At 70.5% G+C, this 20,741-nt stretch carries 16 protein-coding genes and 1 tRNA gene; 6 read left to right on the top strand and 11 right to left on the bottom strand.

Annotated elements, in window-relative coordinates; all coding sequences use genetic code 11:
* Position 1: 1 nt before the first annotated feature.
* Positions 2-766, top strand: coding sequence for a glycosyltransferase family 2 protein (locus ACWD3E_RS10950; RefSeq protein WP_451387237.1), 765 nt, complete (start codon positions 2-4; stop codon positions 764-766).
* A gap of 25 nt (positions 767-791) precedes the next feature.
* On the opposite strand, the gene ACWD3E_RS10945 is transcribed toward ACWD3E_RS10950, so the two are convergent.
* Both ACWD3E_RS10945 and ACWD3E_RS10940 read right to left on the bottom strand, forming a co-directional pair.
* Positions 792-992 (bottom strand): ferredoxin, encoded by a 201-nt coding sequence (locus ACWD3E_RS10945; RefSeq protein ID WP_451350068.1) that lies wholly within the window; start codon positions 990-992, stop codon positions 792-794.
* An 83-nt stretch (positions 993-1,075) separates the two neighbouring features.
* The gene (locus ACWD3E_RS10940) at positions 1,076-1,546 is read right to left on the bottom strand and encodes a hypothetical protein (RefSeq protein WP_451387236.1); all 471 of its coding nucleotides are present in this window, start codon (positions 1,544-1,546) and stop codon (positions 1,076-1,078) included.
* A gap of 452 nt (positions 1,547-1,998) precedes the next feature.
* On the opposite strand from ACWD3E_RS10940, the gene ACWD3E_RS10935 reads away from it, so the two are divergent.
* Positions 1,999-6,141, top strand: coding sequence for an nSTAND1 domain-containing NTPase (locus ACWD3E_RS10935; RefSeq protein ID WP_451387235.1), 4,143 nt, complete (start codon positions 1,999-2,001; stop codon positions 6,139-6,141).
* 264 nt (positions 6,142-6,405) lie between these two features.
* Here the strand turns inward: ACWD3E_RS10935 and ACWD3E_RS10930 are convergent.
* The 8 genes from ACWD3E_RS10930 to dnaN all read right to left on the bottom strand — a co-directional run bounded on the left by ACWD3E_RS10930 (position 6,406) and on the right by dnaN (position 16,461).
* A tRNA-Ile gene (locus ACWD3E_RS10930) sits at positions 6,406-6,482 on the bottom strand.
* 89 nt (positions 6,483-6,571) lie between these two features.
* Positions 6,572-7,309 carry a DUF3566 domain-containing protein gene (locus tag ACWD3E_RS10925; RefSeq protein ID WP_451387234.1) on the bottom strand — a complete coding sequence of 246 codons (738 nt, stop codon included), beginning with the start codon at positions 7,307-7,309 and terminating at the stop codon, positions 6,572-6,574.
* A gap of 18 nt (positions 7,310-7,327) precedes the next feature.
* Positions 7,328-9,925 carry a DNA gyrase subunit A gene (gene gyrA / locus ACWD3E_RS10920; RefSeq protein ID WP_451387233.1) on the bottom strand — a complete coding sequence of 866 codons (2,598 nt, stop codon included), beginning with the start codon at positions 9,923-9,925 and terminating at the stop codon, positions 7,328-7,330.
* 42 nt (positions 9,926-9,967) lie between these two features.
* Positions 9,968-12,049 (bottom strand): DNA topoisomerase (ATP-hydrolyzing) subunit B, encoded by a 2,082-nt coding sequence (gyrB, locus tag ACWD3E_RS10915; RefSeq protein WP_451387232.1) that lies wholly within the window; start codon positions 12,047-12,049, stop codon positions 9,968-9,970.
* Between the two features lie 457 nt (positions 12,050-12,506).
* Positions 12,507-13,070 (bottom strand): DUF721 domain-containing protein, encoded by a 564-nt coding sequence (locus tag ACWD3E_RS10910; protein ID WP_451387231.1) that lies wholly within the window; start codon positions 13,068-13,070, stop codon positions 12,507-12,509.
* Entirely contained in the window at positions 13,067-14,188 is a 1,122-nt protein-coding gene (recF, locus tag ACWD3E_RS10905) for a DNA replication/repair protein RecF (protein ID WP_451387230.1), read from the bottom strand. The genes ACWD3E_RS10910 and recF overlap by 4 nt, the downstream gene beginning before the upstream one ends.
* A gap of 62 nt (positions 14,189-14,250) precedes the next feature.
* Positions 14,251-15,126 (bottom strand): phosphogluconate dehydrogenase (NAD(+)-dependent, decarboxylating), encoded by an 876-nt coding sequence (gnd, locus tag ACWD3E_RS10900; RefSeq protein ID WP_451387229.1) that lies wholly within the window; start codon positions 15,124-15,126, stop codon positions 14,251-14,253.
* Between the two features lie 204 nt (positions 15,127-15,330).
* Positions 15,331-16,461: a DNA polymerase III subunit beta gene (gene dnaN / locus ACWD3E_RS10895; protein WP_451349922.1), complete on the bottom strand. Its 1,131-nt coding sequence runs from the start codon at positions 16,459-16,461 to the stop codon at positions 15,331-15,333.
* 826 nt (positions 16,462-17,287) lie between these two features.
* Here dnaN and ACWD3E_RS10890 point away from each other — a divergent pair.
* On the top strand, positions 17,288-17,422 hold the full coding sequence (locus ACWD3E_RS10890; protein ID WP_451387646.1) for a hypothetical protein: 135 nt from the start codon (positions 17,288-17,290) through the stop codon (positions 17,420-17,422).
* Positions 17,423-17,488: 66 nt separating this feature from the next.
* On the opposite strand, the gene dnaA is transcribed toward ACWD3E_RS10890, so the two are convergent.
* Positions 17,489-19,450, bottom strand: coding sequence for a chromosomal replication initiator protein DnaA (dnaA, locus tag ACWD3E_RS10885; RefSeq protein ID WP_451387228.1), 1,962 nt, complete (start codon positions 19,448-19,450; stop codon positions 17,489-17,491).
* A 396-nt stretch (positions 19,451-19,846) separates the two neighbouring features.
* Between dnaA and rpmH the strand changes: the two genes are divergently transcribed.
* The 3 genes from rpmH to yidD are packed head-to-tail and all read left to right on the top strand — an operon-like array spanning position 19,847 to position 20,739.
* The gene (rpmH, locus tag ACWD3E_RS10880; RefSeq protein WP_005482975.1) at positions 19,847-19,984 is read left to right on the top strand and encodes a 50S ribosomal protein L34; all 138 of its coding nucleotides are present in this window, start codon (positions 19,847-19,849) and stop codon (positions 19,982-19,984) included.
* Positions 19,985-20,005: 21 nt separating this feature from the next.
* Positions 20,006-20,377: a ribonuclease P protein component gene (gene rnpA / locus ACWD3E_RS10875; protein ID WP_451387227.1), complete on the top strand. Its 372-nt coding sequence runs from the start codon at positions 20,006-20,008 to the stop codon at positions 20,375-20,377.
* Positions 20,374-20,739, top strand: a complete 366-nt coding sequence (gene yidD, locus ACWD3E_RS10870; RefSeq protein WP_451349919.1) for a membrane protein insertion efficiency factor YidD — start codon at positions 20,374-20,376, stop codon at positions 20,737-20,739. Before rnpA ends, yidD begins: the two co-directional genes overlap by 4 nt.
* Positions 20,740-20,741 lie beyond the last annotated feature (2 nt).

The raw sequence follows: 20,741 nt of genomic DNA, 5'->3' as shown, positions 1-20,741 counted from the left end.
CGTGACCCGGCGCATCACCGTTGTCACCGCTGTCCACGGCCCCTCCGCCGGATTCCTGCCGGAGGCGTACAAGTCGCTGTGCGAGCAGCGGCTCCCGGACGGCTGGGACTGGGAGTGGGTGATCCAGGAGGACGGCAGCACGGACGACGTCCGCCCGTACGTCCCGGACGACGCGCGGGTGACCTTCCGCCAGGGGCGTCCGGGCGGGCCCGGCGTCGCCCGGACGATCGCGCTGGCGCACGCCTCGGGCGCGTACGTGAAGGTCCTGGACGCCGACGACCAGCTGCCGCCGGGCACGCTCGCCCGCGACCTGGCCGTGCTGGAGACGGACGGCACGATCGGCTGGACGACGTCCCGAGTGCTCGACCTGCTGCCGGACGGCTCGACCGTCGGCTTCCCCGGCGACCCGGAGGAGGGCCCCGTCGAGCGCGGTGCCGTGCTCTCCTTCTGGAAGGAGAACGGGTTCCGCGCCCAGGTCCACCCGGCGACCCTCTGCGTCCGCCGGCAGCTGCTGACCGCCCTGGGCGGCTGGATGGCCCTGCCGGCCTCGGAGGACACCGGGCTGCTGCTGGCGCTGAACGCGGTGAGCCGTGGCTGGTTCTCGGCGGAGGTCGGCCTGCTGTACCGCAAGTGGGAGGGGCAGGCCACCGGCCAGGCCTCCCACGTCGACCCCGCCGAACGCATGGCCCGCATGGCGGTCGCGGAGGCCAGGGCCCGGGCACTGGCGAACTTCGGCTGGCGCTACACGGCCGGCACCGACGACTGAGGCGCCGGCTCCGTCTGCTCCGCGGCTACTCGGCGACGGCGATGGCCTGCGAGGGGCACTTCTCGGCTGCCTCCCGCACCGCTTCCCGCACCTGTGGATCGTCCCCGGCCGCCTCCCGGCCGGGCCGGACGACGCCGTAGCCGTCCTCGAACGCGAACACGGACGGAGCCCGGTGCGCGCACTCGGCGGAGCCGTAGCAGAGATTCCGGTCCACGGAGACCTTCATACGTTCCTCCGGCATGCGTCCCTCCGGTCAGCTCGGAGCCTTCGAGGACGTAACTGCCCTGCGGACCGCTCACCGAACCGGCGTCAGCGCCCGTCCCCGGCCGAGGAGAGCCAGTGGGCGACCCTGCGGACCGTCGGTTCGCCGAGCCGGTCGGCCATCTCGCGGACCGCCTCGCCGTCCTCGGGGGTCAGCTCGTACAGGCCCGCCCTGCTCAGACCGGCCAGGAGCACCTGGTGCCGACGGTCCGTCATGCGTTCCGCGAGCCGGGCCGGCTCCCCCGGGCCGTCCGGGGTCGGTTCCGGCGCGGTGGCGCGGGCCTGGGGGCCAGGGGCGTCGAAGCGGTGCCAGTCGCCGTCCTTCGGACCCCACAGGGCGACGGTCGCCTCGTCACCGCGCGCCCGTACGGTCTGGGTCATGTCCCCGACGGCGTACAGCACGGGCCCCCGGTCGGGGGACTCCGCGCCCACCGCCCAGGAGTCCCGGGAGGGCTGGTAGAACATCGCGACCCAGCGCGGTGCACCGGGCGGTCGCGGGCACGGGGGACGCTTCTCCATGGCACACACCCCTTCTCACCCCATGGGCGAACGGCAGGCGGGCCGGAACCTTAACTGACGGTGCGTCAGATTTCCAGGGCGAGACCCCTGTCCGTCCGGCACCGGTCCCTCCCCACGCGGGGACCGGTGCCGGACGGTACGGGGCAGTCGACTCATGCCAAGTCGGCGAATCAGGCACGAATCGAACGAATCATGGATCAAATGACCTGTGTCATGCGCTTCGACGGAAGTTGACCGAGAACCTTCGGCGCCATGGCTGCCTCTTTGAGCGCTGAGTCGGTGGTCTGTCCAGACGGTGTGTGACCGGTCTGCCACTGCGTCGAAATCCTGCCACCTGTTTTTGCCGACGAGGAGATTCCGGTCTCCGGTCCTGGGCTAATCCGCAGGTCAGGCGTATAAGGTGAGTTTTCCGGTCCGGACGTCCAGCTGCGGGGGAAGTAAGGGGTGGGACCTTGAGTTCCGACTCAGGGGCACGCACAGCTTTCGCCGAGCGCCTCGCGCTGCTCTACAAGGAGGCCGGGAACCCTCCTCTCAAGAGCGTGTCCGAGGGGGTCGTACGGCTGCAGCGGGTCGACGAACGCGGGCGCCCCGTCCGCGTGTCCGCCCAGCGCATCAGCGACTGGCGGCGGGCCAAGAACGTCCCCGCGCAGTTCACCGCCCTCGCGGCGGTCCTGCACATCCTGATACCCGAGGCGCGGCGCGCCCGGCCCGTTCCGGTCTCCAGCGGCCTGTACGAACTGGCCCACTGGCAGCGGCTGTGGGAGCGGGCGGTGGCCGACCCGGCAGGCGAGCGGCCCGCACCGGCCGAGGCGGAGACCCCGGCCGCGGCGGCCCAGGCCCCGCCCGTCACCGGTGGCGTGTGCCCCTACCGGGGCCTGTCGCCGTACCGCCAGGAGGACGCCCGCTGGTTCTTCGGCCGGGAACGAAGCACCGATGCCCTCGTCTGCCAGCTCCACGCCGCCGGGAAGACGGGCGGCCTGGTGATGCTGGTGGGCGCCTCCGGAGCGGGAAAATCGTCCCTGCTGAACGCCGGCCTGGTGCCCGCCGTACGCGACGGCGCCCTGACGGACCACGGCCACGGTGCCGGTCCGGCCGCAGCGGACCCCGCCGAACGCACCGCTGCCCCCACCGCCTCCACAGATCCGACGGATCTGACCGACCGGACCGACCCGGCCGATCCTGCCGACCGCCCCGGCGCCGTCCTCCAGTTCGTCCCCGGAGCCGATCCGCTGGCCGAGCTGACCCGGTGCATACCCGAGCTGGCCCCCGTCGCCGAGCGCGCGCGGGAGGCCGAGCTGGCGGCGGCGCAGAACCCGGCGGCGCCGGGGGCGGACAGCCCGGCGACCGGCCGTGCGGTGCGGGCGGCCCTGCGGGAGTGGGCCCGCCGCGAGGCGCCCGCGGACGTGCGTCCGGTCGTCATCGTGGACCAGTTCGAGGAGACGTTCACCCTCTGCGCCGACGAGGCGGACCGGCGTACCTTCATCCAGCTCCTGCACGCCGCCTGCACCCCGCCCGGCGCCTTGGGCGAAGGCGCGCCCGTGCTGGTGGTCCTCGGCATCCGTGCCGACTTCTACGAGCAGTGCCTGCGCCATCCCGAGCTCGCCGACGCGCTCCAGCACCGGCACATGGTGCTCGGCCCGCTGACCACCGCGGAGCTGCGCGAGGCGGTGACCGGCCCGGCCAAGGCCGTCGGGCTGGAGCTGGAACCGGGGCTGGCCGAGCTGATCGTCCGCGAGGTCAGCGCCGACGGGCCGCGTGGGGCGCACGACGCCGGGGTGCTCCCACTGCTGTCGCACGCCCTGCTCGCCACCTGGCAACGCCGCAAGGCGGGGAGGCTGACGCTGGCCGGATACCGCGCGGCCGGCGGCATCCAGGGCGCGGTGGCGGCGACCGCCGAGCGCGCCTGGTCCGGCCTGGACCCCGCCGCCCGTACGGCCGCGCGGCTGCTCCTGCTGCGGCTGGTCCGGCTGGGCGAGGACACGCAGGCCACGCGCCGGCGCGGGACGCGGCGCCAGCTGGCGGCGGAGTCCACCGACCCGGGCAAGACGGAGGAGTCGCTCGAAGCGCTGGTGCGCGCCCGGCTGGTGACGCTCGACGCGGAGACGGTCGAGATCACCCATGAGGCGCTGCTGCACGCCTGGCCGCGGCTGCGGCACTGGATCGACGAGGGCCGCAACGACCACCTGCTGCGCCAGCGGCTGGAGGAGGACGGCCGGGCCTGGGAGGACTCGGGCCGCGACAACTCGCTGCTCTACCGCGGCTCCCGGCTGGAGCAGGCCCGCAGCTGGGCCGGCTCGGCAGGCGACACCTATCTGACGCGCGGCGCGATGCAGTTCCTGGCCGCCTCGGTACGGCTGCGCAGGCGCACGGTGTGGATCAGCCGGGGCGCGGTGGCGGTCGTGATGGCCCTCGCCGTCCTCGCGGCGGGCTCGGCGGTGCTCGCCTGGCAGCAGCGGGACGACGCCGTGTTCGAGCAGGTGCTCGCCGAGGCCGACCGGGTGCAGCACACGGATCCGTCGCTGGCCGCCCAACTCGACCTGGTGGCGCACCGGCTGCGCTCGCACGACAAGGGCACCCTCAGCAGGCTGCTCTCGATCGTGAACGCGCCGCTGGCCACCCCGCTGCTCGGCCACACCGGCGCGGTCTACCTGACCTCCTTCAGCCCCGACGGCCGCACCCTGGCCACCGCCAGCTACGACCGGACCGTCCGCCTGTGGGACGTACACGACCCGAGCCGGCCCAGGCCGCTCGGGAAGCCGCTCACCGGCCACACCAGCTGGGTCTCCAGCGCGGTCTTCAGCCCGGACGGGCACACCCTCGCCAGCACCGGCGACGACGGCACGATCCGGCTGTGGGACGTGCGCTCCCCCGCGCGGCCGTCCCCGCTCGGGAAGCCCCTCACCGGTCACACGGGCACCATCTACCTGGTCGCGTTCAGCCCCGACGGGCGCACGCTGGCCTCCGTCGGCGAGGACCACACGGTCCGGCTGTGGAACGTGTCCGACCCCGCCCGGCCGACGCCGCTCGGCGTGCTGCGCGGCTCCTCGGCCGCGATGCGCTGCGTGGCGTTCAGCCCCGACGGGCGCACGCTCGCGGCGAGCGGCGACGACCAGACGATCCGCCTGTGGGACGTGCACGACCCGGGCCGGCCGAAGCAGCTGCCCCCGCTGCTGAAGGGCCACACGGACCTCGTGCACTCGCTGGCCTTCAGCCCGGACGGGCAGACGCTCGCCTCCGGCAGCGCGGACGACACCATCCGCCTGTGGGACGTGACCGACCCGTCCCGCGCGGCGGCGATCGGCGGCCCGCTCACCGGCCACACCGGTCCCATCTGGTCGGTGGCCTTCAGCCCGCGCGGCGGCATGCTCGCCGCCGCCAGCGCGGACAGCACGGCCAGCCTGTGGAACGTCAGCGACCCGGCGTCGCCCTCGCAGGTCGGCGAGCCGCTCGCGGGCAGCAGCGGCGAGATGTACGCCCTGGGGTTCAGCCCGGACGGGCACACCCTCGCCACCGGCAGCGGCGACAGCAAGGTCCGCCTGTGGTCGGTGCCGACGTCGGACATGGTCGGCCGCGGCGGAGCGTTCCGCCGGGACGGGAAGGTGCTCGCCACCGCCGGGCGCGACGGCCGCATCCGGCTGTGGAACGTGACCGCCCCCGGCCGGCCCGTGCTGCTCGGCGAACCGTTCATGCGCGCGGACGGCGGCCAGCGCGCCATGGTGTTCTCCCCCGACGGCCACACCCTCGCCGTCCTCACGGGCAACCGCACGGTGTATCTGTGGGACGTACGCCGGCCGGCCCGTCCCGTGCCGCTCGGGCACCCCCTGGCCCTGCGGACCCGGTTCATGGGCCCGGACGCGCTGGCCTACAGCCCGGACGGCCGCACGCTGGCCACGGCCTACGACGACCGCACCATCCGGCTGTGGAACGTCACGGACCCCGCCCGCGCCGTACCGCTCGGCCCGCCGCTCACCGGCCACCGCGGCTACATCAACGCCCTCGCCTTCAGCCCGGACGGCCACACCCTCGCCTCCGGCAGCGCGGACAGCACCGTCCGCCTGTGGAACGTGAGAGTCCCGGCCCGTGTCGTACCGCTCGGACGGCCGCTCACGGAGCACTCCGGGCCCGTCAACACGCTCGCCTTCAGCCCGGCCGGCCACACCCTCGCCTCCGGCAGCGACGACGACACGGTCCGCCTGTGGGACGTCACCGACCCGGGTGCGGCGAGCCCGCTGGGCTCCCCCCTCACCGGCCACACCGAGGCGGTCACCTCGCTCACGTTCAGCGCGAGCGGCAACACCCTGGCGAGCGGCGGCGACGACAACACGGTCCGGCTGTGGAACGTCACCCGCCCCTCCGAGGCCACACCCATCGGCCAGTCGATGAGCCCGAACGCCAAGACCGGCAACTTCCTGTCCTTCAGCCCGGCCAGCAACGTGCTCGGGGTGTCGAGCGGCACCGACACGGTCCGCCTGTGGAGCCTGGACACCGAGCAGGCGATCCGTCACATCTGCGCGGTCACCCCGGACGTCCTGACCCGGCAACGGTGGCACGAGTACCTGCCGCGCCTGTCCTACGACCCCCCGTGCGACGAGTAGGCGCTGGAGAAACGGTGGAGGAGACACGGCCGATTCGACGATGATCGGCCAACAATCCTGAATTCCGCCGGACTTGGCCCCATGCCTCAGGCAACCTTGTTACCCTTGGCCATAGCCCGATCGCTGGTGCATCCCCCGTCGCCAGCGGTCGGGCCTTTTGCTGCCCACTTTTCTGCCCGCCACACGGCTTTCCGCACAGCTCTCCGCACGACTCTCCGTACATGCCGAAGACCCCCGGTCCTGCTGGACCGGGGGTCTTCGTGCTGGTGGGGCTAACAGGATTTGAACCTGTGGCCTCATCCTTATCAGGGATGCGCTCTAACCAACTGAGCTATAGCCCCGCCGCGCTTTGCGGTGTGTGTCCCGCGCGCTGACTCCTGAAGATTAGCGCACGACCACGTCAGTCCCAAAATCGGTTGTCGGGGGACCGTCATTCGTCCTCGGCCAGGGTCAGCTCCACGCCGCCCACGAAGCCCGCAGAGAGGTTGTAGATGAACGCGCCGAGCGTCGCGAGCGCCGTCGCGAGGACGACGTCGATGACCGCGATGATCGTCGTGAACATCAGGACGTGGGGGAGGGAGAGGAACGACTGGAGGTCGAAGCCGTTCGCCTCGTTCGAGCCCGTCGCCTCCGAGATCGTGCCGCCGACCGTCGAGAAGACGCCCATCGCGTCCATGACCATCCACAGCACCGCCGACGCGACGATCGTGCAGATGCCGAGCGCGATGGAGAGCAGGAAGCTGACCTTCATCACCGACCACGGATCGGCCTTGGCCACGCGCAGCCGCGCCTTGCGGACGCGGGGCGTGGTGCGCGCGCCGGTGCGCGGCCGGCGTACGGCCCCGGCCGGCTCCTGCGCCGGATAGGCCTGCGGCGGGTGGTACGGCCCGGCGGGCTGCTCCGGGCGCCGCTCCCCGGGCAGCGGGGACGCGGACCGCCCGTCGCCCGGGGCCGTGCCCGGCTGGATCTGCGGGCCTCGGGTGTCCGTCACAGTTCCCCCCTGGGATCCATGCGCCTCGGTTGCGGGAGCGCCGGCCTGGCCTGCGTCGACCTTGCGCAGCTGCGTCGTGTGCGAATCCGTCGCACGCGCGGCGGAGCCACGGCCGCCGCCGTCCGTTTCCGTACCCGTGGAGGTACCGGCCGATCCGGCGCCCGTGGCTCCGCTCACGATGACTCTCTCCTCGTGCTACTCGGCCGAGGGCGCCTCACCCTCGTCCGTGCCGGTGGTCGCGGCATCCTCGGCGGTCTCGTCCACGGGCTCATCGCCGTCGACCTCCTCCGCCTCGCGCCCCGCCTCGGCGTTACGTGCGATACCGACCACGGCATCGCGCTTGCCCAGGTTGATCAGTTGGACGCCCATGGTGTCACGGCCCGTCTCCCTGACCTCGTTGACTCGCGTACGAATCACACCGCCGGACAGGGTGATCGCGAGGATCTCGTCGTGCTCCTCGACAATCAGCGCGCCGACGAGCGAACCACGGTCCTCCACGATCTTGGCGGCCTTGATACCGAGGCCGCCGCGGCCCTGGACGCGGTACTCGTCGACGGCGGTCCGCTTCGCGTACCCACCGTCGGTGGCAGTGAACACGAACGTACCGGGTCGGACCACATTCATCGAGAGCAGCTCGTCGCCCTCGCGGAAACTCATGCCCTTCACACCCGAGGTGGCGCGGCCCATCGGGCGCAGGGTGTCGTCCGAGGCGGTGAACCGGATCGACTGCGCCTTCTTGCTGACCAGCAGCAGGTCGTCGTCGGCCGAGACGAGTTCGGCGCCGATCAGCTCGTCGTCCGAACCGTCCTCCCGCTCGCGCAGGTTGATGGCGATGACACCGCCGGAGCGCGGCGAGTCGTAGTCCTTCAGCGGCGTCTTCTTCACCAGGCCGGACTTGGTGGCCAGCACCAGGTACGGCACCGCCTCGTAGTCGCGGATCGCGAGGATCTCAGCGATCGCCTCGTCCGGCTGGAAGGCGAGCAGGTTCGCCACGTGCTGGCCGCGCGCGTCCCGGCCGGCCTCGGGCAGTTCGTATGCCTTTGCCCGGTACACCCGGCCCTTGTTGGTGAAGAACAGCAGCCAGTGGTGCGTGGTGGAGACGAAGAAGTGGTCGACGATGTCGTCTTCCTTCAGCTTCGTGCCCCGCACGCCCTTGCCGCCACGCTTCTGCGCCCGGTAGTCGTCCGTCTTGGTCCGCTTGACGTAGCCGCCGCGCGTGACCGTGACGACGATGTCCTCCTCGGCGATCAGGTCCTCGATGGACATGTCGCCCTCGTACGGGATCAGCTTGGTCTTGCGGTCCTCGCCGTACTTCTCGACGATCGCCGCCAGCTCCTCGCTGACGATCCCGCGCTGGCGGACCGGCGAGGCGAGGATCTCGTTGTACTCGGTGATCTTCGCCTGGAGCTCGTCGTGCTCCTGGACGATCTTCTGGCGCTCCAGGGCGGCGAGCCGGCGCAGCTGCATCTCGAGGATCGCGTTCGCCTGGATCTCGTCGATCTCCAGCAGGCCCATCAGGCCCGTGCGCGCGATCTCTACGGTCTCGCTGCGCCGGATCAGCGCGATGACCTCGTCGATGGCGTCCAGGGCCTTCAGCAGACCGCGCAGGATGTGCGCGCGCTCCTCGGCCTTGCGCAGCCTGAACCGGGTCCGGCGGACGATGACCTCGATCTGGTGCGTCACCCAGTGGCGGATGAACGCGTCCAGGGACAGCGTGCGCGGCACGCCGTCGACCAGCGCCAGCATGTTGGCGCCGAAGTTCGACTGCAGGTCGGTGTGCTTGTACAGGTTGTTCAGGACGACCTTGGCGACCGCGTCCCGCTTGAGGACGATCACCAGGCGCTGGCCCGTACGGGACGACGTCTCGTCGCGGACGTCCGCGATGCCGCCGATCTTGCCGTCCTTCACCAGGTCGGCGATCTTCTGCGCCAGGTTGTCCGGGTTCGTCTGGTACGGCAGCTCGGTGACCACCAGGCACTGCCGGTTCTGGATCTCCTCGACCTCGACCACCGCGCGCATCGTGATGGAGCCGCGCCCGGTGCGGTACGCCTCCTCGATGCCCTTGCGGCCCACCACCAGGGCGCCGGTCGGGAAGTCGGGGCCCTTGATGCGCTCGATCAGCGCGTCCAGCAGCTCCTCGTGGGAGGCCTCCGGGTTCTCCAGGTACCACTGGGCGCCGGCCGCGACCTCGCGCAGGTTGTGCGGCGGGATGTTGGTCGCCATGCCGACCGCGATACCGGCGGAGCCGTTGATCAGCAGGTTCGGGAAGCGGGAGGGCAGGACGGTCGGCTCCTGGGAGCGGCCGTCGTAGTTGTCCGTGAAGTCGACGGTCTCCTCGTCGATGTCGCGGACCATCTCCATCGACAGCGGCGCCATCTTGCACTCGGTGTAGCGCATGGCCGCCGCCGGGTCGTTGCCCGGAGAGCCGAAGTTGCCGTTGGAGTCCACCAGCGGCATCCGCATCGCCCACGGCTGGGCGAGGCGCACCAGGGCGTCGTAGATCGAGGAGTCGCCGTGCGGGTGGTAGTTGCCCATGACGTCGCCGACGACGCGGGCGCACTTGTAGAAGCCGCGCTCGGGGCGGTAGCCGCCGTCGTACATGGCGTACAGCACGCGGCGGTGGACGGGCTTGAGGCCGTCCCGGACGTCGGGCAGCGCACGCGAGACGATGACGGACATCGCGTAGTCGAGGTACGAGCGCTGCATCTCCGTCTCGAGCCCGACGGGCTCGACACGCAGGACGGTCTCGCCGCCCTCGGTCTCGGGAGTGCTCGGGGTGTTCTCGTCGGCCATTGCTGGTGAAGATCCTTCCTGGTGCGGTCAGCTGAGACCGACTCAGATGTCGAGGAAGCGGACGTCCTTGGCGTTGCGCTGGATGAACTGGCGTCGGGCCTCGACGTCCTCGCCCATCAGGACCGAGAACAGGTCGTCGGCCTGGGCGGCGTCGTCCAGCGTGACCTGGCCGAGGACCCGGTGCTCCTGGTCCATCGTGGTCACGCGCAGTTCCTCGGCGTTCATCTCGCCGAGGCCCTTGAAGCGCTGGATCGAGTCCTCCTTGACGCGCTTGCCGCGCTGGCGCCCCAGCTCCAGCAGGGCGTCGCGCTCACGGTCCGAGTACGCGTACTCGACCTCGTCCCGACCCCACTTGATCTTGTAGAGCGGGGGACGGGACAGGAACACGTGCCCGGCCTCGACCAGCGGCCGCATGAAGCGGAACAGGAAGGTCAGCAGCAGGGTGTTGATGTGCTGGCCGTCGACGTCGGCGTCCGCCATCAGGATGATCTTGTGATAGCGGAGCTTCTCGATGTCGAAGTCCTCGTGCACACCGGTGCCGAAGGCGGAGATCAGCGCCTGGATCTCCTGGTTCTGCAGGATCTTGTCGATCCTGGCCTTCTCCACGTTGAGGATCTTGCCGCGGATCGGGAGGATCGCCTGGTACTGCGGGTTCCGGCCGGACTTGGCCGAGCCGCCGGCGGAGTCACCCTCGACGATGAAGATCTCGCACTTGGTCGGGTCGTTGGACTGGCAGTCCGACAGCTTGCCCGGCAGGGACGCCGACTCCAGCAGGCCCTTGCGGCGGGTCAGGTCACGCGCCTTGCGGGCCGCCACCCGCGCGGTGGCCGCCTGGATGCCCTTGCGGACGATGTCCGCCGCCTCGACCGGGTTGCGGTCCAGCCAGTCGTTGAGGTGCTCGTAGACCGCCTTCTGCACGAAGGTCTTGGCCTCCGTGTTGCCCAGCTTGGTCTTCGTCTGGCCCTCGAACTGCGGCTCGCTCAGCTTGACCGAGATGATCGCGGTCAGACCCTCACGGATGTCGTCACCGGTGAGGTTGTCGTCCTTCTCGCGCAGCAGCTTCTTGTCGCGCGCGTACTTGTTGATCAGGCTCGTGAGGGCCGCGCGGAAGCCCTCCTCGTGCGTACCGCCCTCGTGGGTGTGGATGATGTTCGCGAAGGAGTACACACCCTCGCTGTAGCCGCTGTTCCACTGCATCGCGACCTCGAGGGACAGGCTCTTGTCCCTGTCCTCGGCCTCCAGGTCGATCACCGTGGGGTTGACGGCCTCTCCCTTGCGGGAGTTGAGGTACTTCACGAAGTCGACGATGCCGCCCTCGTAGTGGTACATGACCGACTTGACCTCGGCGCTCTCGTCCGCGCCCGCCTCGTCCGCGCCGCTGGTGGCCTTCGCCGACTCGCGCTCGTCGGTGAGTTTGATCGTCAAACCCTTGTTGAGGAACGCCATCTCCTGGAAACGCCGCGACAGCGTCTCGAAGGAGTACTCGGTGGTCTCGAAGATGTCGGGGTCGGCCCAGAAGGTGACCGAGGTGCCGGTCTCGTCCGTCGCCTCGTGCTGGTCGAGCGGGGCCGTCGGGACGCCGAGCTTGTAGTCCTGCGTCCAGCGGTGGCCATCGGTCCTGATCTCGACGGCGACCTTCGTGGACAGCGCGTTCACGACGGACACACCCACACCGTGCAGACCGCCGGAGACGGCGTAACCGCCGCCGCCGAACTTGCCGCCCGCGTGCAGCACGGTGAGCACGACCTCGACGGCCGGCTTGCCCTCGGAGGGCACGATGCCCACGGGGATGCCACGGCCGTTGTCGACGACGCGCACGCCGCCGTCGGCGAGGATCGTCACGTCGATCGTGTCCGCGTACCCGGCCAGCGCCTCGTCGACCGAGTTGTCGACGACCTCGTACACCAGGTGGTGCAGACCGCGCTCGCCGGTGGAACCGATGTACATGCCGGGCCGCTTGCGGACCGCGTCCAGCCCTTCGAGCACGGTGATGGCGCTGGCGTCGTAGGAGGCGGAGGCTGCGCCCGAGTCTGCGGCCTCGCCGTTCACGCCGGCGTCGGTGGACGGGATGTTCTCGTTGGGGTTGCCGGAATCGGCCACGAAGCGCCCTTTCTGGCACAGCACGAGCCGGGCTCCTGGGGGTACCCCTCTCTGGGAGAGGGTTGCCGGAGCGGCTGCGGCATGTTGCGTTGGTAAGCCTTGATCAGCGTTTGCTCAGCTTTTCCCGGGCGGTCCCCACGATTGGGGCGGGATTACGTTCCAGTCTACCGGTAGCGCCGACAGTGATGGGGGTTTGCCGGTACCTGAGTCCCCATGTGCCGCCCTCAACCGGTCTCGGCCGGGTCCCGATATACGGAAGGGGTCTTCAAGCGGCTCACAGTGGCACTCAGCGCTTCGAGCCGTCAACCCTTGGCTACTCCCGGGTCAGATGGCGATCCACACCTGTGTACGAGGGTGTGCCAGGCCCGGAACGCGCCTGTGCACGGGGATACGTCCGCACCGCACCCGGGCAGGGGTGACGTGAGGTACGTCACCCGTACCTCAGGGGTCTTCGGGGGGGCCTCAGGGGTCTTCGGGGGCGTCAGCCGTACGTGTCGCCGGGCCCCGTACTCCCCGGAGCGCGCAGCGGGCCGTAGCGGCGGGCCGGGCCGCCGGGGCCCTGCACCTTGAGCAGCCGGACCCTGCCGTGGCCGAGGTCCTCGTTGAGGCGGGCGACCAGCGTCGGCGCGAGCAGCCGCAGCTGGGTCGCCCAGGCCGTGGAGTCACAGCCGACCGTGAGCACGCGCTCGTCCTCGTCGTACCGCTGCGGCACACAGTGCTTGGCCAGGTCCTCCCCGACGATCTGCGGCCAGCGGCCCATGACCCCGCCCACCGCGGCCGGGGCCTCCCAGCCGCGCTCGGTGATCAGCCGGTTGATCGCGGAGCCGAGCGCCATCGGGTCGCGGCCGTCGGCGCGCGCGCCGGAGCGCAGACCGCCGCCGCGCCGGGCCTGCTTCTTCTGCCGCGCCGCATCCCCGCGCGCGCGTGCCTGCTCCTTCGCGGCGCGCAACGCCACGCGCGCGAGGTCGACACCGGAGGGCTCGGGCGCCTTCCCGGGCTCCTTCGGCTTCCCGGTGGCCTTCGGGGTGGGTTCCTCGGTACTCATACGCGCTCCACCGTCCCGTCGGCCACCGCGTACCGGGCGCCGGCCAGTACATGGGGTACGTCGTCGTCCACGGCGGCGGTGACCAGCACCTGCTCGCCGGGCGCGACCAGTGCGGCCAGCCGCTCCCGTCTGCGCGCGTCCAGCTCCGCGAAGACGTCGTCCAGGATCAGCACCGGCTCGTTGCCCTCCGCGCGGAGCAGGTCGTACGAGGCCAGGCGCAGGGCGAGGGCGTAGGACCAGGACTCGCCGTGGGAGGCGTAGCCCTTGGCGGGCAGCTGGCCGAGTTTGAGAAGCACATCGTCCCGGTGCGGGCCTATCAGGGTGACGCCCCGCTCGATCTCCTGCTTGCGCGCCTCCGTGAGGGCCGCCATGAGCTGCGCGTACAGGTCCTCGCGCGTGTGCGCCTCGCCGGGCGCGGACGGCTTGTACTCCAGCGCGACCGGGCCGCCGCCGGGGGCCAGCTGCTCGTACGCCTTGTCGGCCAGCGGCTGCAGCGCGGCGATCAGGTCCAGCCGCTGGGCGAGCAGCTCGGCGCCCGCGCGCGCGAGGTGCTGGTCCCACACGTCGAGGGTGGAAAGGTCCATGGAACGCCCGCCGTGCCGCCGCGCGAGAGCGGCGGTCTTGAGGAGCGTGTTGCGCTGCTTGAGCACCCGCTCGTAGTCGGAGCGCACCCCCGCCATGCGCGGGGCTCGGGCGGTGATCAGCTCGTCCAGGAAGCGGCGCCGCTCACCGGGATCGCCCTTGACCAGCGCGAGATCCTCGGGCGCGAACAGGACGGTCCGTACGATCCCCAGCACGTCCCGCGGCCTGACCTGCGAGGACCGGTTGATGCGGGCGCGGTTCGCCTTGCCGGGGTTCAGCTCCAGCTCGATCAGCTGCTGCCGCTCGCCCTGCCTGACCTGCGCCCGGATGACGGCCCGCTCGGCGCCCATGCGGACCAGCGGGGCGTCGGAGGAGACGCGGTGGCTGCCGAGCGTGGCGAGATAGCCGACCGCCTCGACGAGGTTGGTCTTGCCCTGACCGTTCGGGCCGACGAAGGCGGTGACGCCCGGGTCCAGCGGTACCTCGACCCGGGCGTACGAGCGGAAGTCGGCCAGCGAAAGATGCGTGACGTGCATGGTCGTTTCGCCGACCTCCCCCGGGGTTGTGGATCGCGGAGGCGACCCTGCGGATCTGTGGACTACTTCTTCTCTACGGCGTGGCCGCCGAACTGATTGCGCAGCGCGGCGATCATCTTCATCTGCGGCGAGTCCTCCTGGCGGGAGGCGAACCGCGCGAACAGCGACGCGGTGATCGCGGGCAGCGGGACCGCGTTGTCGATCGCGGCTTCCACAGTCCAGCGTCCCTCACCGGAGTCCTGTGCATAACCGCGCAGCCCGTCCAGGTGCTCGTCCTCGTCCAGCGCGTTGACGGCGAGGTCGAGCAGCCAGGACCGGATGACGGTCCCTTCCTGCCAGGAGCGGAAGACCTCACGGACGTCCGTGACGGAGTCGACCTTCTCCAGCAGCTCCCAGCCCTCGGCGTAGGCCTGCATCATCGCGTACTCGATGCCGTTGTGGACCATCTTCGCGAAGTGGCCCGCGCCGACCTTGCCGGCGTGCACCGAGCCGAAGTCGCCCTCCGGCTTGAGCGCGTCGAAGACCGGCTGCACCTTGGCGACGTTCTCGGCGTCGCCGCCGTACATCAGCGCGTAGCCGTTCTCCAGGCCCCAGACACCGCCCGAGACGCCGCAGTCGACGAAGCCTATGCCCTTGGCGGCAAGCTCCTCGGCGTGCTTCTCGTCGTCCGTCCAGCGGGAGTTGCCGCCGTCCACGACCACGTCGCCGGGCTCCAGCAGCTCGGCCAGCTCGTCGATCGTGGACTGGGTGGGCTCACCGGCCGGGACCATCACCCAGACGACGCGCGGAGCGCTGAGCTTGCCCACAAGCTCTTCCAGGCTGTGGACATCCGCGAGGTCGGGATTGCGGTCGTATCCGACGACGGTGTGGCCCGCGCGGCGAATCCGCTCGCGCATGTTGCCGCCCATCTTGCCGAGTCCGACGAGACCGAGCTCCATCAGTTGTGTTCCTTAGGGTCGCTGGTGGCGTTTGGGGCACCTTCGTGCCCGGGTCCGAGCCTAATCGCGACCCTTCGTGCACAGCTGTGGGCATACGCGCTCACCTGCGAAAACGCCCACCGCCGGCAAGCGACCCGACACCCGCCCAGCAACAGCGCCGGGCACCCTCGGGGCACCCGGCACTGTGCACAGCTGTGGAAAACGTCAGCCGCTCAACCGCACCGGCATGATCAGGTACTTGTACGCGTCGTCGGCTTCCGCATCCACCGCCGGCTTCCCGCTCAGCAGCGCCGGCTTCGTGGACGTCGTGAACGACAGCTGCGCCACCGGAGAGTCGATCGCGCTCAGACCGTCCAGCAGGAAGGTCGGGTTGAAGGCGATCGAGATGTCGTCGCCCTCCAGCTGCGCGTCGACCCTTTCCACAGCCTGTGCGTCGTCGCTGGACCCGGCCTCCAGGATCAGCACGCCCTGCTCGAAGCTCAGCCGCACCGGGGTGTTGCGCTCGGCGACCAGGGCCACACGCTTGACGGCCTCCACGAAGGGCGCGGTCTCGATCACGGCGACGGAGTTGAACTCGGTCGGGAACAGCGTGCGGTACTTCGGCAGGTCGCCCTCGAGCAGCCGCGTGGTCGTACGACGCCCCGCGCCCTCGAAACCGATCAGGCCCTCGCCCGCACCCGAGCCGGACAGCGCCAGCGTGACGCTGTCACCGGCGCCGAGGGACTTGGCGGTGTCCAGCAGCGTCTTGGCCGGGACCAGGGCGACCGCGGAGGCGTCCGGGTTCTCCGGCTTCCACAGGAACTCGCGGACCGCGAAGCGGTAGCGGTCGGTGGAGGCCAGGGTGACCGTGTCGCCCTCGATCTCGATGCGCACACCGGTGAGCACCGGCAGCGTGTCGTCCCGGCCCGCGGCGATGGCCACCTGGGAGACGGCGGCGGCGAAGACCTCACCGGGCACGGTGCCCGTCGCGCTCGGCATCTGCGGCAGCGCCGGGTACTCCTCCACAGGCAGGGTGTGGAGGGTGAAGCGGGAGGAGCCGCAGACCACGGTCGCCCGTACACCGTCTGTGGAAATCTCCACCGGGCGGTTGGGCAGGGCACGGGAGATGTCGGCGAGCAGGCGGCCGGAGACGAGGACGGTGCCCTCCTCCTCGACCTCGGCGTCGACGCTCACCCGCGCGGAGACCTCGTAGTCGAAGCTCGACAGGCTCAGCTGGCCGTCCTCGGCCTTCAGCAGCAGGCCGGCGAGGACAGGCGCCGGCGGACGGGCCGGAAGGCTGCGTGCCGCCCAGGCCACTGCCTCCGCGAGTACGTCGCGTTCCACCCGGATCTTCACCGTAAGCCGCCTCCTGCTGTTGCTACTGAGTCCTCCGACTCGGTGTCACCGCCCACTGCGGAGGGAAGGACACCGGGGACCAGTCTGACGCACCGCACTGACAGTAGGTGCCCGTCGGGGTCAAGTCGGGCGGAGGGGCAGCCGGGCACGGCGGAGCGAGTTGTGCACAGGTCCCGCTTCGAAACGGATTCCCAGCTCTCTCTAGTCGGGAGTAGTAGTAGGGCCTGTGGATACCGTGGATAACCCTGTTTTCCCAGGTCAGAGCAGGATTTTTATCCACCGGCCCTGTGGGTGCAGGCCGTGGACAACCCGGGGTTTCTGTGGAGAACAGAAAGTTCTGCACACCCCGCCCACAGCCCGAGGGCAGTTCTCCCCAGCTGCGTCCCCAGGTTTACCCACGTTTCCCACACCCCAATCCGGCATCTTCGTGTGACGCCTTTCACTCGACGCGGTGAGCGGGTGCGTTGCGTTGCCGAACAGCGGACAGCCATGTGGAGAAGCCGGGGATCGCTGGGGACAACCGGCCCCAGCCTGTGGGTTGCCCGTGGACAACTTCGTCCACAGTCTGTGGATCTTCGCTTCGTCCACAGTCTGTGGAGATCGTTCGTCCACGATTCCACAGGCAGCTGAGCTGGGCGGACGCCGGGTGAACAGCCTCCCTGTGGACGCAGTTCGGGACAACTCCACAGTCCCCAGGATGTGGACGGCAGAAAGTCACCGAATCTGTGGAGAGTGGCCGTAACCAGGCACTTAATCGAACGGCGGGTGGCCGGGGAGCGAGAGGTCCGGAGGCGCCGGAGCCCGCCGCGAGCCCGTTGAAAGGTCGCTGGAAGGTCGTTGGAAGGTCGTTGGAAACCCGTCCGGGAGCCTCCACGACGGGTCGGGGGACCTCGACGACGGGTCCGGGAGTCTCCACGACGGGCTCGCCAACGGCCGCCAACGGCCGCCGAGGGCCTCCTGAACGCCGGAGGGCGCCCCCGGGATGTCCCCGAGGGCGCCCCCTCCGGCGCGGCCGTACGCCCGGCGGTCAGCCGTTCTTGATGCGGTTCGTCAGCTCGGTCACCTGGTTGTAGATCGAGCGCCGCTCGGCCATCAGCGCGCGGATCTTGCGGTCGGCGTGCATGACGGTCGTGTGGTCGCGTCCGCCGAACTGCGCGCCGATCTTCGGCAGCGACAGGTCCGTCAGCTCGCGGCACAGGTACATGGCGATCTGCCGGGCCGTGACCAGCGCGCGCCCCCGCGAGGTGCCGCACAGGTCCTCCACCGTCAGCCCGAAGTAGTCGGCGGTGGCCGCCATGATGGCCGTCGCGGTGATCTCGGGCGCGCTGTCCTCGCCGCCCGGGATCAGGTCCTTGAGGACGATCTCGGTCAGACCCAGGTCCACCGGCTGCCGGTTGAGCGAGGCGAACGCCGTCACCCGGATCAGTGCGCCCTCCAGCTCGCGGATGTTCCGCGAGATCCGGGAGGCGATGAACTCCAGCACCTCCGGCGGGGCGTTGAGCTGTTCCTGCACCGCCTTCTTGCGCAGGATCGCGATGCGCGTCTCCAGCTCGGGCGGCTGGACGTCGGTGATCAGGCCCCACTCGAAACGGTTCCGCAGCCGGTCCTCCAGCGTGACCAGCTGCTTGGGCGGCCGGTCGGAGGACAGCACGATCTGCTTGTTCGCGTTGTGAAGCGTGTTGAACGTGTGGAAGAACTCCTCCTGCGTCGACTCCTTGTCCGCGAGGAACTGGATGTCGTCCACGAGCAGGATGTCCATCTCGCGGTAGCGCTTGCGGAAGCTGTCGCCCTTGCCGTCGCGGATGGAGTTGATGAACTCGTTGGTGAACTCCTCGGAGCTGACGTACCGCACGCGCGTGCCCGGGTAGAGGCTGCGCGCGTAGTGCCCGATGGCATGCAACAGGTGCGTCTTGCCGAGCCCCGACTCCCCGTAGATGAAGAGGGGGTTGTACGCCTTCGCCGGCGCCTCGGCGACGGCCACCGCGGCGGCGTGCGCGAAGCGGTTGGAGGCGCCGATGACGAAGGTGTCGAAGAGGTACTTCGGGTTCAGCCGTGCCGTCGGCTCGCCGGAACCGCCCGCCGCCGAGGACTGCGCGGCCAGCGAACCGGCGCCGCCCGGCGCCGGCACGTCCGGGCGGCCGGTGCCCGCGCGGTGCGCGGGACCTGCACCGCCCGGCTGCTCGGTCCGCTCACGGCGGCCGGGGTCGCGCTGGTCGTACTCGGAGCGCGCGGAGTCGTAGTCCTGGCGTGCGTCGTACTCCGCGCGCGGGGCGTCGTACTCGCCGCGCTGCTGCTCGTACGACGGGCGGTCCATGCCCTGCGAGCGGTAGTCCTGGGCCGGGGTGGCGTACGGGTCCTGCGAGGGCGAGGCGTACGGATCCCGCTCCGGGAAGCCGAGCCGCTGCTGCTGCCAGCTGTACTCGTCCTTCCGGTACTCGTCCTGGCGGTATTCGTCCTGCGCGGGCCGCGGCCAGGCGCCGGGCTCGGGGCGCTGGTACTCGGACGGGTACGCCGGGCGGGCGGTCGGCAGCTGGTCCGGGCGGGACGCCGGGTCCGTGCCCGGGAGCTGGTCGCCGGCGCGGTGGCGACCGTAGCCCTCGTACGGTCCGGAGGGCAGCTCCGGCTCCTCGTAGCGGGGCTCTTCGTAGCGCGGTTCTTCGTAGCGGGGCTGCGGCTGCTGGGCGGGGCGGGCCGCGGGAGCCGGCGGCTCGCCGGCGGAGTCGTCCACGGTGATGGCGATGCGGATGGGCCGGCCGCACTCGCGGCTCAGCGTCTCGCTGACGATCGGCGCGAGACGGCCCTCCAGTACGTTCTTCGCGAATTCGTTCGGCACGGCGAGCAGCGCGGTGTCCGCGACCAGCGCGAGCGGCTGGCAGCGCCGGATCCAGTGCTCGTCCTTCGCCTCGACACCCTGACCGCGGCCCTCGCCGAGGAGCTGCTCCAGTACGCGTGGCCACACTGCGGCAAGATCGGCAGGTACGTCAGCCACAGGGCACGCTCTCTCACAGGTCCCACGAACGTGTGGTTCGCGGACGGGTCGGGATGAATCTCGGGTGGACGGGCGGGGGCAATCCCGCTCGGCTGGGGATAAGGGAACGAATCGGAGTTCAGCCACGGTAGTCAGCGCGGCGGGTAGGGTTCAAGTTGTTGTCCCCAGCCTGTGGATAGTGTCTCTCAGTCACCCCCGGTTTGACCGGATGGCGTAGCCCCGCGTACCGTAACCAGGTCGAGTTGTCGATGGCTGCTGCCGCCTGCCTCCGATGGGCACAGATCACTTCAGGTGATCGGGAAGCGGTGCACTCGGGCGTGACGCGAGCTACTCGTGGGCGCACGGTGACAGCCAGGACGGCACCCCGCCACTACTGATTCTTTCTGGAGCCCCCGAGTGAGCAAGCGCACCTTCCAGCCGAACAACCGTCGTCGCGCGAAGACCCACGGCTTCCGCCTGCGGATGCGCACCCGTGCCGGCCGCGCGATTCTCGCGAACCGCCGTAGCAAGGGTCGCGCCAGCCTGTCCGCCTGATCCTGATCAGGTCATGACGTCGTGCTGCCTACCGAGCATCGGCTGAGGCGGCGCGAGGACTTCGCGACCGCGGTACGACGGGGTCGTCGGGCAGGTCGCCCGACCCTCGTCGTCCACCTTCGTAGCGGTGCCACGGACCCGCACGCGCCTGGGGAGAGCGCTCCCCCGACGCGTGCGGGTTTCGTCGTGAGCAAGGCCGTGGGTGGTGCGGTCGTGCGCAACACAGTGAAGCGCAGACTGCGCCATCTGATGCGCGACCGAGTCGGCCTCTTTCCCCCCGGTAGCCTGGTAGTCGTACGAGCGTTGCCCGGAGCGGGCGACGCGGACCACGCACAGCTGGCCCGAGACCTCGATGCCGCCCTGGAGCGGCTGCTGGGAGGGGGCGCGCGATGAAGTACCCACTGCTGGCCCTGATCAAGCTGTACCAGTGGACGATCAGTCCATTGCTGGGGCCGGTGTGCAAGTACTACCCGTCGTGCTCCCACTACGGCTACACGGCCATCGACCGGCACGGTGCGATCAAGGGAACGGCACTGACCGCCTGGCGCATCCTCCGGTGCAATCCGTGGTCGCTCGGCGGTGTGGACCATGTTCCGCCACGCAAGCGCCCGCGGTGGCACGAGTTGTTGCGTGACGCTTGGCGTGCACGCAAGGGCGGGCCCTCCGCCGCCGAACCGGCCACCGAGGAGAAGACTCCCACTGAGCTTCCTTCGAGCCCGGCCGCAGAGACCTCGCCCCATGCCCAAGGAGCATGATT

The organism is Streptomyces sp. NPDC002676 (assembly GCF_053592455.1).
The sequence above is the reverse complement of the archived record's forward strand: the minus strand, read 5'-3'. Positions and strand labels throughout refer to the sequence as shown.